The sequence below is a fragment of the Flavobacterium sp. genome, from assembly GCF_027484205.1.
Classification (GTDB): domain Bacteria; phylum Bacteroidota; class Bacteroidia; order Flavobacteriales; family Flavobacteriaceae; genus Flavobacterium.
Map to the genome: position 1 here is coordinate 190,665 of NZ_JAIXUB010000001.1, position 15,509 is coordinate 206,173.

At 31.3% G+C, this 15,509-nt stretch carries 16 protein-coding genes; 11 read left to right on the forward strand and 5 right to left on the reverse strand.

Annotated features, from left to right (window positions below):
* Positions 1-56 precede the first annotated feature (56 nt).
* The 6 genes from Q0049_RS00825 to Q0049_RS00850 all read left to right on the forward strand — a co-directional run bounded on the left by Q0049_RS00825 (position 57) and on the right by Q0049_RS00850 (position 5,091).
* A complete protein-coding gene (locus tag Q0049_RS00825) occupies positions 57-1,430 on the forward strand; it encodes an alpha-amylase family glycosyl hydrolase (protein WP_298115370.1) in 1,374 nt (457 codons plus the stop codon).
* Between the two features lie 85 nt (positions 1,431-1,515).
* Positions 1,516-3,738: a M20/M25/M40 family metallo-hydrolase gene (locus tag Q0049_RS00830; protein ID WP_298115373.1), complete on the forward strand. Its 2,223-nt coding sequence runs from the start codon at positions 1,516-1,518 to the stop codon at positions 3,736-3,738.
* 10 nt (positions 3,739-3,748) lie between these two features.
* Positions 3,749-4,174, forward strand: coding sequence for a hypothetical protein (locus Q0049_RS00835; RefSeq protein WP_298115376.1), 426 nt, complete (start codon positions 3,749-3,751; stop codon positions 4,172-4,174).
* A gap of 112 nt (positions 4,175-4,286) precedes the next feature.
* A complete protein-coding gene (locus Q0049_RS00840; RefSeq protein ID WP_298115378.1) occupies positions 4,287-4,535 on the forward strand; it encodes a type II toxin-antitoxin system ParD family antitoxin in 249 nt (82 codons plus the stop codon).
* Entirely contained in the window at positions 4,528-4,827 is a 300-nt protein-coding gene (locus Q0049_RS00845) for a type II toxin-antitoxin system RelE/ParE family toxin (protein WP_298115381.1), read from the forward strand. The genes Q0049_RS00840 and Q0049_RS00845 overlap by 8 nt, the downstream gene beginning before the upstream one ends.
* Before the next feature lie 36 nt (positions 4,828-4,863).
* The gene (locus tag Q0049_RS00850; protein WP_298115384.1) at positions 4,864-5,091 is read left to right on the forward strand and encodes a hypothetical protein; all 228 of its coding nucleotides are present in this window, start codon (positions 4,864-4,866) and stop codon (positions 5,089-5,091) included.
* Between the two features lie 80 nt (positions 5,092-5,171).
* Here the strand turns inward: Q0049_RS00850 and carB are convergent, their stop codons facing one another.
* Complete coding sequence (gene carB, locus Q0049_RS00855; RefSeq protein WP_298115387.1) at positions 5,172-8,024, reverse strand: carbamoyl-phosphate synthase large subunit; 2,853 nt, start codon at positions 8,022-8,024, stop codon at positions 5,172-5,174.
* A gap of 303 nt (positions 8,025-8,327) precedes the next feature.
* Positions 8,328-8,489 carry a 50S ribosomal protein L34 gene (rpmH, locus tag Q0049_RS00860; RefSeq protein ID WP_008464848.1) on the reverse strand — a complete coding sequence of 54 codons (162 nt, stop codon included), beginning with the start codon at positions 8,487-8,489 and terminating at the stop codon, positions 8,328-8,330.
* A gap of 153 nt (positions 8,490-8,642) precedes the next feature.
* Between rpmH and Q0049_RS00865 the strand changes: the two genes are divergently transcribed.
* The gene (locus Q0049_RS00865; protein WP_298115390.1) at positions 8,643-9,158 is read left to right on the forward strand and encodes a DUF2892 domain-containing protein; all 516 of its coding nucleotides are present in this window, start codon (positions 8,643-8,645) and stop codon (positions 9,156-9,158) included.
* A gap of 108 nt (positions 9,159-9,266) precedes the next feature.
* Here the strand turns inward: Q0049_RS00865 and Q0049_RS00870 are convergent, their stop codons facing one another.
* Complete coding sequence (locus tag Q0049_RS00870; RefSeq protein WP_298115392.1) at positions 9,267-10,160, reverse strand: lytic transglycosylase domain-containing protein; 894 nt, start codon at positions 10,158-10,160, stop codon at positions 9,267-9,269.
* Between the two features lie 50 nt (positions 10,161-10,210).
* Positions 10,211-10,867, reverse strand: a complete 657-nt coding sequence (locus Q0049_RS00875) for an alpha/beta hydrolase (protein WP_298115393.1) — start codon at positions 10,865-10,867, stop codon at positions 10,211-10,213.
* Between the two features lie 106 nt (positions 10,868-10,973).
* Between Q0049_RS00875 and Q0049_RS00880 the strand changes: the two genes are divergently transcribed.
* The 3 genes from Q0049_RS00880 (at position 10,974) to Q0049_RS00890 (ending at position 13,514) form a co-directional block, all read left to right on the forward strand.
* Entirely contained in the window at positions 10,974-11,258 is a 285-nt protein-coding gene (locus Q0049_RS00880; RefSeq protein WP_298115395.1) for an N-acetyltransferase, read from the forward strand.
* Between the two features lie 121 nt (positions 11,259-11,379).
* Positions 11,380-11,721 (forward strand): hypothetical protein, encoded by a 342-nt coding sequence (locus tag Q0049_RS00885; protein ID WP_298115397.1) that lies wholly within the window; start codon positions 11,380-11,382, stop codon positions 11,719-11,721.
* 236 nt (positions 11,722-11,957) lie between these two features.
* Complete coding sequence (locus Q0049_RS00890; RefSeq protein ID WP_298115399.1) at positions 11,958-13,514, forward strand: VWA domain-containing protein; 1,557 nt, start codon at positions 11,958-11,960, stop codon at positions 13,512-13,514.
* A gap of 53 nt (positions 13,515-13,567) precedes the next feature.
* Here Q0049_RS00890 and mtaB read toward each other — a convergent pair whose 3' ends face one another.
* Positions 13,568-14,896 carry a tRNA (N(6)-L-threonylcarbamoyladenosine(37)-C(2))-methylthiotransferase MtaB gene (mtaB, locus tag Q0049_RS00895; RefSeq protein WP_298115401.1) on the reverse strand — a complete coding sequence of 443 codons (1,329 nt, stop codon included), beginning with the start codon at positions 14,894-14,896 and terminating at the stop codon, positions 13,568-13,570.
* Between the two features lie 199 nt (positions 14,897-15,095).
* Between mtaB and Q0049_RS00900 the strand changes: the two genes are divergently transcribed.
* Positions 15,096-15,467: an STAS/SEC14 domain-containing protein gene (locus tag Q0049_RS00900; protein WP_298115403.1), complete on the forward strand. Its 372-nt coding sequence runs from the start codon at positions 15,096-15,098 to the stop codon at positions 15,465-15,467.
* Positions 15,468-15,509: the final 42 nt, after the last annotated feature.

Sequence of the window (15,509 nt, forward strand, 5' to 3'; positions counted from 1 at the left end):
CCGTTTGGTGAAAACTAAACGGAATTTTTTTATATTTGAAAATCAAAACATTACTAATGAAAAAAATATTCCTTTTATCCATAATCGCCTTATTTTTTAGTTGTAAAAATGCTGAAAATAATACGTCAGACAATCCATATCAACCAAAACCATATGTGGAATTAAAACATCCTGAATGGACAAAAAATGCTACTATCTATGAAGTTAACGTGCGTCAATATACCAATGAAGGAACTTTTAAAGCTTTTGAAAGTCATTTGCCACGATTAAAAAAACTTGGTGTTGATATCATTTGGTTGATGCCAATTCATCCTATTGGAGTTAAAAACAGAAAGGGAACTTTGGGTAGCGAATATTCTGTAAAAGATTACTATGACATCAATCCTGAATATGGAAATAAGGAAGATTTCAAACGTTTGGTGGACAAAATTCACAGTCTAGGAATGTACGTTGTTGTAGATTGGGTTGCCAATCATTCGGCTTGGGATAACGAACTTACTAAAAAACATCCTGATTGGTATACCAAAAATAAAGATGGTAATTTTCAACCAACACCATGGTATGATTGGGACGATGTAGTAGATTTTGATTATGAAAATCCTGAAATGAGAAAATACATGACCGATGCTATGAAATTTTGGGTTAAAGATTTCAATATTGATGGATATCGTTGTGATGTTGCAGGATTCATTCCAGTAGATTTTTGGGATAATGTTCGTGCAGAATTAGATGCAATCAAACCTGTTTTTATGTTAGCCGAATGGGAATCAAGAGACATGCACAAAAAAGCATTTGACATGACGTATTCATGGACTTTATTTGACAAAATGAAAGATGCAACTACAAATAACAAAGGTATTGGAGGATTGGTTGAATATATGGCGCACGACCAAGGAGCATTCCCTAAAGGCGGTTATCGTATGACATTTACTGATAATCACGATATGAATTCTTGGAACGGAACACCATTTAAAAACTTTGGAAAAGGACTTGAAGCGGCTATAGTTTTTTCAAATGTTGTCAACGGAATGCCATTAATTTACAGCGGACAAGAAGCCGGTTTAAATAAATCTTTGAAGTTTTTTGACAAAGATTCTATCGAATGGAAAGAACATCCACACAGACAATTATTCACAACACTATTTGAATTAAAACACAAAAATCAAGCACTTTGGAACGGAGAACATGGTGGTGCAATGGTCAGAATATACAATGATAAAATGGATAAAATTGTATCTTTTTCTCGTGAAAAAAACGGAGATAAAATTATTCCAATCATCAATTTTAGTGATGAAAAAGTGACGGTTGTTTTAAACTCCAAATATGAAAAAGGAACGTATAAAGATTTGTTTTCAGGACAAACTTACACTTTCAAAGGTAATGATTCTGTGACCTTAAATCCTTGGGGTTATTTGGTATTGATAAAATAAATTGTAATAAAATTAACAAAAGTTGATTAGTACTATTTAAGAAATAGCAACCTTTTTTAGTATTTTTACATCAAATTTTTAAGAAATGAAATTATACAAAATTGCTATTACAGTTCTAACATTTGCTTGTTTTACAATCAATGCACAAGAATCCAATTTAAAAAACATAAAAAAATTAACTTTTGGTGGTGATAACGCTGAAGCTTACTTTAGCCCAGATAGCAAAAGTTTAACTTTGCAAGTAACAAATACTGCGTTTGGTGTGCCTTGCGATCAAATTTTCATGTTGGATTTACAACAACAAGAAATCAATTCGAAAAGTTTAAAATTAATTTCAAATGGTAAAGGACGTACCACATGTTCGTTTTATATGCCTGATGGAAAACATATTTTATACGCTTCAACACACGAAGGAAATATAAACTGTCCAGCGCCACCAAAACCAAAAGACGGAAAATACCTATGGGCAGTTTATCCAGAATTTGATATTTATATTTCTGATTTACAAGGTAATATTGTAAAAAAACTTACTGATTCACCAGGTTATGATGCAGAGGCAGTGGTTTCTCCTGATGGTAAAAAAATTGCTTTCACTAGTATGAGAAGTGGCGATTTAGAACTTTACACAATGGATATTGACGGAAGCAATGTAAAACAAATCACTACTGGCTTAGGTTATGATGGTGGAAGTTTCTTTTCACACGATAGTAAAAAATTAGTTTTTCGCTCTTCTCGTCCAAAAACTGATGAAGCAATCAAAGAATATAAAGATTTTTTAGCTGAAAATGTAGTTGCTCCAACAGAAATGGAAATCTATACTTGCAACGTTGACGGAACTGATTTAAAGCAAATTACCCATTTAGGAAAAGCAAATTGGGCACCTTATTTTACTCCAAATGATAAGAAAATCATCTTTTCTTCCAACCATCATTCCACAAGAGGTTATGATTTCCAATTATATACAATTGATTTAAATGGTGAAAATTTAAAACAAATTACTTATGAAAGTGAGTTTAATGCGTTTCCAATGTTTTCGCCTGATGGAAAAAAATTAGTTTTTTCGAGTAACCGTCAACAAGAACAAAAAAGAGAAACTAATGTATTTATTGCGGATTGGGTTGAAACCGATGAAGTTGAAAATGCAAGCGAAAAAAATCTTAAAAAACACATTACATTTTTATCTTCTGATGATTTGAAAGGAAGATTGACAGGTTCGAAAGAAGAAAAAATTGCTGCTGATTATTTAGTTAAAGAATTGAAAACATTAGGATTAAAACCTTATGACAAGAAAAATTATATTCAAAGTTTTACTTACTCATTAAAATTAAATCCAAAAGATTCTCTTGATGTAAAACAAAATTCAGGTCGAAATGTAATTGCCTATTTAGACAATAAAGCTTCAAAAACTATTGTTATTGGTGCGCATTATGACCATTTAGGATTGAACGAACACAAACATTCTACAAAACCAAATTCTGATGGAGAAATACACAATGGTGCAGACGACAATGCTTCGGGTGTTGCAGGTGTTTTAGAATTAGCACGAATTTATTCTCAAAATAAAACCACTGAAAAAGCTAACTATGTTTTTGCCTTATTTTCGGGTGAAGAAGATGGTTTAATTGGTTCTAAAAAAATGGCTGAAACTGTTAAAACACTTTTCCCAAATGTTACTGCTATGATTAATATGGACATGATTGGTCGATTAGAAACTGCTAAAAAAGAATTAACTGTTGGTGGTGTTGGTACTTCACCTGAGTTTAGTAAAATGGCAGAAAAAAATAAACCTGCAGGATTTAATTTGACTTTAGATGAAAGTGGCGTTGGACCTTCTGACCACACTTCGTTTTATTTGAAAGATATTCCAGTGTTGTTTTTCTTTACAGGAACACATAATGATTACCATAAACCAAGTGATGACGAGGACAAAATCAATTATTATGGTGTAACAAACATTGTAAATTATGCTTTCAGAATGATTTCTGATATTAGCAATCAAGAAAAAACAGAGTTTACAAAAACAAAAACTACAGCAACAAAATCACGACCAAAATACAAAGTAACGTTAGGAATTATGCCTGATTATACTGATCATGGCGATGGATTGCATGTTGATGGCGTTACTGAAGGAAGACCTGCTGACCTTGCCGGAATTAAAGAAGGTGACATTATTATAAAAATTGGAACTTACGAAATTAAAGAAGTATATAGCTACATGGAATGTTTAGCAAAACTAAACGCAGGTGACGAACTTCCTGTAACTTATGTAAGAAATGGCGAAACAAAAACTGTTACAGTAAAATTTTAATTCAATTATCATGAAAAAAGTACTATTATTATTATTCTTATTTTCAATTGCATCTTATTCACAATGTGTTAAATGCAATTCGTTTGAAGAAGCAGATAAAAACCCAACAATAGTTAAATCTATTATTATCAATTCTTATGTTCATGATATTGAGTTGAATGAAATTCCAAAATCAATTGAGAAGTTTGTAAACCTTGAAATTTTATTTCTTTCCGATCAACAATTCACTTCAGTTCCTGCAGAAATTGGAAAACTTACTCACTTAAAAAGTATAAGTTTTGGTGGTTGCATGCTAAAAACAATTCCAGATGAACTATTTCAATTGAAAGAACTTGAAGAAGTTATATTAGCAAACAATGAGTTTTCTGATGAATACAAAGCAACGTTAGAAAAAAGATTCAAAGCAGAATTACCTAAAGTAAAAGTTATGCTTTAATACAAAACATAAACATTTTAAAAATCCGTTTTATCAAGTTGAAACGGATTTTTTTTTACAAAAAAGCTAATTATTACCAAAATTTGGTAACTTTACATAAAATTAGATTATTATGGGACGTAACACATCAGTTTCTTTAGGTGATTATTTTGAAGATTTTGTTGACAACAGAGTTTCAGAAGGAAGATTTAAGAATGCAAGTGAAGTAATTCGTGCTGGTTTACGATTACTTGAAGAAGAGGAAAATAAGATTATAGTATTAAAAAAGGCTATCAACGAAGGAATAGAAAGTGGAATAGCTAAAGATTTTGATGCAAAAAAACACCTTGAATCACTAAAAGCAAAAAAGAGAAATGGTTAAATTTCATCTAACCAACAAAGCCGTAGAAGATTTAAGTAAAATTTGGGATTACACTTTTGAAATTTGGTCAGAACATCAAGCAGGTAGGTATTATTTTGAACTACTTCAAGATTGTCAAGAAATAGCAAAAAATCAAAATTTAGGCAGAAATTACAATGAAATAATCAACGATTTATTAGGTTATAAATCCAATCAACACATTATATTTTACAGGATAATAAACGAAAATGAAATAGAAATCATCAGATTTCTTCATTCACGAATGGACTTAAAAAGTAGAATTGGAGAGTGATATATACATATAATAAAATAAAATTAGAAAACAGCTATGCTAGAATTAATCATAATATCAATAACTCTAGCTACATTGGGTTCTATCATTTACTTTGTTCGATATAAAGATAAGGGAAAACCTAAAGTTGGAGTAAAAAGAAATAATAATTCAGAATATTTAAATAACTATTCAGAATTGAAATTATATTGGAGTTCAATCTTTCTATTTATTTTTGGCTTGACTGTTTTAATAGCGATTTTAATAATAGAGTTAATTTTATAAATCATGTTTAAAAAAAATTCTTAAAAAACTAATAATCAAATGTTAAAAAAAAATCCCGAATCAATCGGGATTTTCTATTTTTATTTACTCAAGTACATTTTTCGTCTACTATACAATTCGTAGAATTGATCATCTTTTAAATCATCAATAAACAAAATACTCTCACCTGTCGATTTCATTTCTGGTCCAAGTGCTTTGTTTACATCTTTAAACTTACTGAAAGAGAAAACCGGTTGCTTAATCGCATAACCTTTCAACTGCGGATTGAAAGTGAAATCGGTTACTCTATTTTCACCAAGCATCACTTTGGTGGCATAATTTACGTAAGGTTCGCCATACGCTTTTGCAATAAACGGAACGGTTCTCGATGCTCTTGGATTGGCTTCAATGATATAAACCGTGTCATCTTTTATTGCAAATTGGATGTTTATCAAACCAACTGTTCGTAAAGCCAGAGCGATTTTCTTAGTATGATCTTTTATTTGTTGCATTACAAATTCACCTAAATTAAATGGTGGCAAAGTCGCATTAGAATCACCTGAATGAATTCCGCAAGGCTCGATGTGTTCCATAATTCCGATGATGTACACGTTTTCTCCATCGCAAATAGCATCAGCTTCTGCTTCTATTGCTCCATCTAAATAATGGTCAAGAAGCAATTTGTTTCCTGGAATCGATTTTAATAAATCAATTACATGTTCTTCTAATTCTTGTTTGTTGATTACGATTTTCATTCCTTGTCCACCCAAAACATACGATGGACGAACTAGCAACGGAAAGTCTAAACTATCAGCCAATTTAGAAGCTTCGTCAGCACTTTCAGCAATTCCGAATTTTGGAAACGGAATATTTAATTCAGTTAATAATTCTGAAAAACGTCCTCTATCTTCAGCTAAATCAAGAGCGTCGAATGAAGTTCCTAAAATTTTAATTCCGTATTTAGATAATTTTTCTGCTAGTTTCAAAGCCGTTTGTCCACCAAGTTGAACGATAACTCCTTCAGGTTTTTCATGACGAATGATATCGTAAATATGTTCCCAAAAAACGGGTTCGAAATACAATTTATCAGCCGTATCAAAATCGGTAGAAACCGTTTCTGGATTACAATTAATCATTATAGTTTCGTAACCACATTCTTTCGCTGCCAAAACTCCGTGAACACAAGAATAGTCAAATTCAATTCCTTGCCCAATTCTATTTGGTCCTGAACCCAAAACTACCACTTTCTTTCTGTCAGTTACAATACTTTCGTTATGAACGTATCTTTCACCATTTGCTGTTTGAATTTCAGCTTCAAAAGTTGAATAATAATATGGAGTTTGTGCTTTGAATTCGGCCGCACAAGTATCAACCAATTTATAAACACGCTTGATGTTCATGTCATCACGTAATTTATAAACCTGACTTTCCAAACAACCCAACATGTGCGCAATTTGTCTGTCGCCATAACCTTTTTGCTTTGCTTCAAGCAATAATTCTTTTGGCAAAGTATCTATTTTATAGTTTGTGATTTCTCTTTCTAACAAATACAATTCTTCGTATTGTTTCAAGAACCACATATCAATTTTAGTAATTTCGTGTATTCTGCTCAACGGAATTCCCATCGCAATGGCATCGTAAATTACGAAAACTCTGTCCCAACTTGCGAACGTTAATTTCTCAATAATTTGTTCATAGTTTTTATAACCTTTTCCGTCAGCACCAAGTCCATTTCGCTTAATTTCAAGTGATTGCGTTGCTTTGTGAAGCGCTTCTTGAAACGAACGACCAATTCCCATAACTTCACCAACCGATTTCATTTGAAGTCCTAAAGTTCTGTCTGCACCTTCAAATTTGTCGAAATTCCAACGTGGTATTTTTACGATTACATAATCTAAAGTTGGTTCGAATAAAGCCGAAGTTGATTTGGTAATTTGGTTTTGAAGCTCATCTAAATTGTAACCTAAAGCTAATTTCGATGCGATTTTGGCAATTGGATAACCAGTCGCTTTTGATGCTAAAGCAGATGAACGCGAAACTCTCGGATTGATTTCGATGGCAACGATATCTTCTTTTTCATCAGGCGAAACGGCAAATTGCACGTTACAACCTCCAGCAAAATTTCCGATAGAACGCATCATCAAAATTGCCATATCACGCATCTTTTGAAATGTAGTATCCGATAAAGTCATCGCTGGCGCAACGGTAATTGAATCTCCAGTATGAATTCCCATTGGATCCATATTTTCAATCGAACAGATGATTACTACATTGTCATTTTTATCGCGTAAAAGTTCTAATTCATATTCTTTCCAACCTAATAATGCTTTATCAATCAACACTTCATGGATTGGTGACATTTCTAAACCGTAGGTTAATTTTTCGTCAAATTCTTCTTTGCTGTGTACAAAAGCTGCTCCAGTTCCACCCAACGTAAACGATGGACGAATTACTAATGGAAAACCAAATTCTTGTGCTATTTCTTTTCCTTTTAAGAACGAAGTAGCTGTTTTAGCTGGTGCTGCAGGAATACCAATTTTTTCTAATAATTGTTTGAATTGCTCTCGGTCTTCAGTAATATTGATGGCATTAACATCTACACCAATCATTCTTACATTAAAATCTTCCCAAATTCCTTTTTCATCAGCTTCTAGGCACAGATTTAACGCGGTTTGTCCGCCCATTGTAGGAAGAACGGCATCAATTTGAGGATGTTCTTTAAGAATTTGGATGATAGATTTGGTTGTTAATGGCAATAAATAAACATGATCCGCCATAGATGGATCAGTCATGATGGTTGCTGGATTAGAATTGATAAGGATTACTTCAATTCCTTCTTCACGAATGGAACGTGCTGATTGTGAACCTGCATAGTCAAATTCGCATGCTTGTCCAATAACGATTGGACCTGAACCAATTATTAAAACCGATTTGATTGAATTGTCTTTTGGCATTGTAGTTAGTTTGTTGTGTTGTTGTTATTTTTTTTTGCCTCTAATCCCGAAGCTTCGGGAACGAAGACTCAAAGTTTCAAAATTTTACTATCTTATAAATTAATCAATTTTGACTGCTGATAAGCTTAGCCCTGATAATCCCGAAGCTTCGAGAGAAATCCTTTTTAATTTTTCTTTAAAATTAAAAAGATTGCAACGGATAGCGGGAAATAGCTTTAAAAACTTATCAAAATTTATAAACAGGTTTAAAAAAAAGCCGCTACTAATAAAAGTAACGGCTTGATATTGATTAAAATCTAATCATTATTTTTTGTGTCTTGGTTCAGAAGAAACTGTTAATTTGTGTCTTCCTTTAGCTCTACGACGCGCAAGGACTTTTCTTCCATTTGCAGAAGCCATTCTGTCCATAAATCCGTGTTTATTTCTTCTTTTTCTTTTCGATGGTTGAAACGTTCTTTTGCTCATTGCTTTTTATCTTTAAAATCGTATAATAATCTTTTCTTGAGGTCTTTTTAAAACCGAGTGCAAATATACAACGATTTTTATTACTTGCAAGTAGTTTTTTAAAAATATTTTAATTTCCTTTTATTATCTTTGCAACCTTAAATAATCACTATTATGTTTCACAGAAATATCAAACTTATTTTAACAGGTTTAATCTTTATCGCAGCTATTTGGCAATTTACTGAAGGTAACATTGGAAATGGTATTTTCCTTATACTATTATCATTAATTCCTTTGTTTTTATACTTTAGAAATGAATATATTTTATTAGCATTTTTACAATTGCGTAAACAAAATTTTCCTGGTGCAAAAGCTTGGTTGGACAAAATCAAAAACCCTGAAACGGCTTTAGTTCGCAAACAGCAAGGATATTATAATTATTTAAATGGTATTATGTTGTCACAAACGAACTTGATTCAAGCGGAAAAATATTTTAAAAAAGCAATCGAATTAGGATTGAACATGGATATGGATTTAGCTGTTGCGAAATTAAATTTAGCTGGAGTTGCAATGTCAAGAAGAAGAAAATTAGAAGCAACTAATTTGATTGCAGAAGTTAAAAAACTAGACAAACAAGGAATGCTTGCCGATCAAATAAAAATGATGAAAGAGCAGATGAAGAAAATCTAGTTGGCAGTATTCCGTGATCAGTTATTATGATACTTAAATAAAAAAGTTCGCAAAAATTGCGAACTTTTTTATTTAAAACATTTCTGCCAACTGAGCACTGCCAACTGACTAATAACCTTCCGTTGGAATTTCTAATTGATATTTTTTCTTCGTTGGATTATTCAACTTTTTATCTCGCAACCAAGGATTGTGAATCTTTAAAATCTTATAATTAATTCCTTGTGACTTTGCAAATGTGGCTAAATCAGTTATAGAACTATCAACCTCAATAGTTTTCGTTGGAATATTATCATACAATTCATGTTTTGCTACATCGAAACCATAAAGTGTTGGGTTTTTCATAATCTCTTTCAAAGCTAAAATTCTGAATACATATCTTGATGTTTCGTCTGTTAGCAACAAATCATAATAATCTGAAACTTTTTGTTCAGCAATTTTATTGTTTACTCCTGTTATTCCACCATTATATGATGCTGCAGCAAGTGTCCAATTTCCAAATTTTTCTTTGGCTTGAATCAAATATTTACATGCAGCTTCAGTAGCTTTTTTTAAATGATAACGTTCGTCAACACCATCGTTAACTTCCATACCTTTTTCTTTAGCAGTATCAGGCATAAATTGCCAAACACCTTTTGCTCCTGAAGGCGAAACAGCATTCATCAAGGCACTTTCAATTACGGCCAAATATTTAAAATCATCAGGAACACCATATTGTTTCAAAATTGGTTCAATGATTGGGAAAGCTCTATTGGCACGTTTCATGATAAGTATTGTAGAAGAATGAAGATTAGCGTTCACTAATAATTCTCTATCAAATCGTTCTTTTACATCAGCAATTTGTAATGGCGCTTTTTCACCTGCAAAATCAACTTCTGTTGGAAAATATTGCGCCGTTCCAACTTTAAATTGTTTGTCTTTCTGCTCACCCGAAGTTGCATAAATAAAAACTCCACTAACTAAAACCAATAGTGTAACAACACCTAAAACTTGTATCTTTTTCATTTTCAAATTATATATTCTTCAAAACTACAAAAATTGAACCAAAATCAATATTATTCGAGAATTAACTTGGCTAAATTTGTGTTAAACCATCTATATTTACTCAAAATCATGGCATGAGTTCCACCTTTTACATTAATGAAATCTTTAATGTTTTTAGCAGGAAAAACCTCATCTGCATCACCGTGAATATGAATAACTTCTGAATCAATAGTTTTCCTCTCCCAACAAATCATTTGTTCAATTGCCCAATCTAGATATTCTTTATTGCGCATGTGGAGGTATTTTTCGTATAATTTTAGTTTCTTTTTTAGCGTATCTCCAAAAGCGTATTTCGTTAATAATTCAACATCTTGAAGCAAACCTGTGGGCAGTAATTTATATGCTTTTGTGGTTTTTATTATTTTCATTCTTCGAGGCAATTCAGAATTACATCGCACACTCGAAATAATTATTATTTTTCTAGTAGTAAGAAAAGGTTTCATTTCTTGAACTAAAACACCTCCAAAGGAAACTCCTATCAAAACAGCATTTTCATGCACCACTTTCTCAGCCATTCGTTTAGCATAGCTAGAGAGTTTTTCATTAATTTCTGGTAAAAACCAATGAAGTAAATGCACTTCAAAAGTATCTTCTGGTAAATCTATCATTTCAAAGATTGTTGGACTTGCTGCTAATCCTGGCATAAAATAAACAGGTATCTTACTCATATTTTAACGTATTTCAGTGGCTTTATCCATATTTTATTCCGAAATTTGCATAAAATTAATTTATTTATCCCACTTATACATGAACTCAGAGTTAATTTTAGAAAAAATGGAAATTAAAGACAACACATTTGCTAGACAGTTCGAAACTTTGGTCGATGGAAAGCTAGTTTCTATTGAATACTCATTTCAAGAAAAAAAGATTTTCCTAACTCGAATCAACACTTTTGAAGGATTTGATAATGAAGAATTTATTACCGATTTCTTAAAAAATATTATGGAAATTGCTTATGAACGCAAATTAAAAGTTGTGCCAATTCTTCCGAAAATTGCTGCTTTTATGAGAAAAAATACTACTTACAGAGATTTATTACCTCCAGGAATTAAAATATAGATTTCAGGTTACAGTCATCAGATTGCAGATTACAGAAAAAAATTAAAGAATTCCAAATTCCAACAGTTTAAACTTGGGATTTGGAATTTTTGTTTTGAATTATATTTTTTATCTTTATCAAATGAATTCCGAAGAACTAAATCTCAACATCATTTCATTTTTTGAAAACATCCAAAAATATTATGGTTGCAAAACCGAAATTACCGAAGGTTTATTTTCAGACTTGGAAGATTTAGATGCTAATTTAACTACATGGAATTTATCTGAATTTGATTTAATTCGTTCTGCTTATCGCAACAATGGCAAACGTTTTATGTTTGAAGGAAGTTCAATGTACTATGAAATTTCTGGCGAAAGAATCATTGATTTCAAACAACCTGGTAGAAATAAATTTGAATTTATAGAACAATATAGTGAATCGGTTTTTAGGATTACTAAAATAAGATTTCACTATAAATACTAAATAAGAAATCTTTAATTTAAGAAAGATTTATTTATTACTTTATCAAATATTATATCCGAAATACAAGAATTCAGCATCTTTAAAATAAAATATTTAGAAAATTCTTATTTTAAAAAAATCTTGGCATCAAATTTGAATTGTCAAAATTTGTAGATAATTGCCTCAGTAAATCCGGAATACTAGAAATTATTTAAAGACAAAAAATCAATCTTTAACATTTTAAAAAATTTAATTAAATGAAAAAATATCATTTTTATTTAAGTGTATTCCTATTGCTTATTTTTAGTAATTGCAAGAATATGAGTGCTTCTGAAGTATCTTGTGCTGACTCTGCATCAGCTTCTGCAGACGAAGTTATTGTCACTGAATTTCCTGAATCTACTTCTTTTGATGAGAATAGTGAAAGCTATGCTGAATTAGAAGAAAACCAATTTGAATCTCCAAAAAACAATCCGCTTTCTACTTTTTCAATTGATGTTGACAATGCTTCTTACACCAACATTAGAAGATTTATAAACAATGGACAAAAAGTTCCAAAAGATGCTGTTAGAGTTGAGGAAATGATGAACTTTTTTAAGTACAATTATCCGCAACCAACAGATGAACATCCGTTTTCAATTAATACAGAATACAGTGAAAGTCCATGGAATGAAAAACATAAGTTACTAAAAATAGGTTTACAAGGAAAAGATGTTTCGCTTACTAACCTACCAAATTCTAATCTAGTTTTTCTAGTTGATGTTTCGGGTTCGATGAGTGATGATAATAAATTGCCATTACTAAAAGAATCCATGAAAGTTTTAGTAGAAGAGTTACGCAAAAAAGATAAAGTTTCTATTGTGGTTTATGCGGGTTCGGCTGGAGTTGTTTTAGAGCCAACATCTGGAGATGAAAAAGAAACAATTATGGATGCCTTTGACGATTTACAAGCTGGAGGAAGTACTGCTGGCGGAGAAGGAATTGAACTTGCCTATAAATTAGCAGAGCAAAACTTTATAAAAGAAGGAAATAATAGAGTAATCATTGCCACTGATGGCGATTTTAATGTTGGCGCTTCATCTGATGAAGACATGATTGATTTAATTGAAGAAAAAAGAAAATCAGGAGTATTTCTGACGGTTTTAGGTTTTGGAATGGGAAATTATAAAGACAGTAAAATGGAAATTTTAGCAGATAAAGGAAACGGAAATTATGCTTACATTGATAACATTCAAGAAGCCAATCGATTTTTAGGAAAAGAATTTAAAGGTTCTATGTTTGCTATTGCTAAAGATGTGAAAATCCAAATTGAATTCAACCCAAAACACGTTCAAGCTTATAGATTAATTGGTTATGAAAACCGAAAATTGAAAGCTGAAGATTTTAAAAATGATGCGATTGATGCAGGAGAACTGGGAAGTGGTCACACTGTTACTGCTCTGTATGAAATAATTCCTGTTGGTGTTGAAAGTAACTTCTCGCCTTCTGATTTAAAATATACAAAAGTAAAAAATGAAGATTCTAATTATGATGAGGAATTGGCAACAATAAAATTTAGGTATAAAAAACCTGATGGTGAACGAAGCATCGAAATGATTAAAACTATTGAAAACAATGTAATTACACTTGAAAAAAGTTCGGCTGATTTCAAATTTAGTTCCTCTGTAGCATGGTTTGGGTTAAAATTAAGAGAATCTAAATTAATTTCAAACACTTCAACTTCAGAAATAAAAAAATTAGCTAAATCAGGATTAGCCTCTGACGAAGAAGGTTACAAATCAGAATTTATCCGATTAGTTGAATCAGTAAATTAGATTTTTATAAAAAAAAGAAACCCTGAAAAGTAATTATTTCAGGGTTTTATATTTTAAGCTTCAACATTCAAAAACTCCATTCTTACACTTCCATCTTCATCAATTCTTGTCAAGTTGATTTCATGTAAAGTATTTACCAACTCTGGATTCCATGGCGTTTTTACTTTTACGTAATTTTCTGTGAATCCGTGAATATAACCTTCTTTATTTTCTCCTTCAAATAAAACAGTTCTATTGCTTCCAATCTGACTTTCGTAAAAGGCACGACGTTTTTTTACCGATAATCCTCGAAGCATTTTACTTCTTTTAGAACGCACATTCATTGGCACTACATTTTCCATAGTAGCGGCTTCAGTGTTATCTCTTTCTGAATAGGTAAAAACGTGAAGATAAGAAATATCCAACTCGTTCAAGAAATTATAAGTTTCTAAAAAATGTGCATCAGTTTCACCTGGAAAACCAACAATAACATCAACACCAATGCAAGCATGTGGCATTACTTTTCTGATATTTTCTACTCTATCAGTGTAAACTTCGCGTTGGTAACGACGTTTCATTTTGCCTAAAATTTCATTACTTCCAGATTGTAGCGGAATATGAAAATGAGGTACAAAAGTTCTACTTTTTGAAACAAATTCGATAGTTTCATTTTTCAACAAATTAGGCTCAATAGATGAAATTCGTAAACGTTCAATTCCTTCTACCTCATCTAAAGCTTTAACTAAATCTAAGAAAGTATGTTCATGTTTTTTATTTCCAAATTCTCCTTTACCATAATCACCTATATTTACACCAGTAAGTACAATTTCTTTGATGCCTTGTTGCGAAATTTCGTAGGCATTTTTCAATACATTTTCTAAAGCATCACTTCTTGAAATTCCGCGTGCTAGAGGAATGGTACAATAAGTACATTTATAATCGCATCCATCTTGAACTTTTAGAAAAGCACGAGTTCTGTCTCCAATTGAGTAACTTCCTACATAAAAATCGGCTTCTTCAATTTCGCACGAATGTACTTCGCCCATATCATTTTTGGACAAATCATTAATGTAATCGGTGATTTTAAATTTTTCTGTAGCTCCAAGAACTAAATCAACACCATCAACAGCGGCAAGTTCTTCAGGTTTTAACTGTGCATAACATCCAACGGCAGCAATAAATGCTTTATCGTTGAGTTTCATTGCTTTTTTAACTATTTGTTTGAATTGCTTGTCGGCATTTTCAGTAACCGAACACGTATTAATGACATACATATCGGCAATTTCTTCAAAATCTACTCTATCAAAACCTTCGTCTTGAAAATTTCTCGCTATAGTAGAAGTTTCTGAGAAGTTCAATTTACATCCTAAAGTATAGAATGCTACTTTCTTTTTATTTTCCATAAGTAAACTCAATTAATGAAATCGTTGTCAAAAAATTGAGTGTGCAAATTTAGGTAAAAAATAAAAATAGCCACAGATTCACACATTAAAATTATTTTAAAACCATAAAATAACAAGCAATTATGCAATATTACTTTACAATTATGTAATATTAATAATATAAAAATAATGAATTTTACATTGATAAAAAATTAATATTATGATAGTAGAAATAGCAAACGAAGGAAAAAAGTTTATTGGTTTTAGAGCTGTTGGCGATGTTACAGCTGATGATTTTACAAAAGAAGTTGTTCCTAAAGTTGAAGCTTTTGTAACTGAATATAACACCTTAAATTATCTTCTACAAATTGAAACAGAATTATCAAATTTCACAGTTGGAGCTTGGCTTCAAGATGCTATTTTAGGAATAAAAGTTTTCTCAAAATGGAATAAAGCAGCGATAGTAACCGACACTCAAGGAATCAAAATTTTCACTAAACTTTTCAGTAAAATTATGATAGGAGAATTTAAGTGTTTTAATCATGATGAATTGAATGCTGCTATTAGATGGGTTTCTGAAGAAAAAAGCTGAATTAAGTAATTAATAAAAAATCTTTTACATATTTGTAGAATA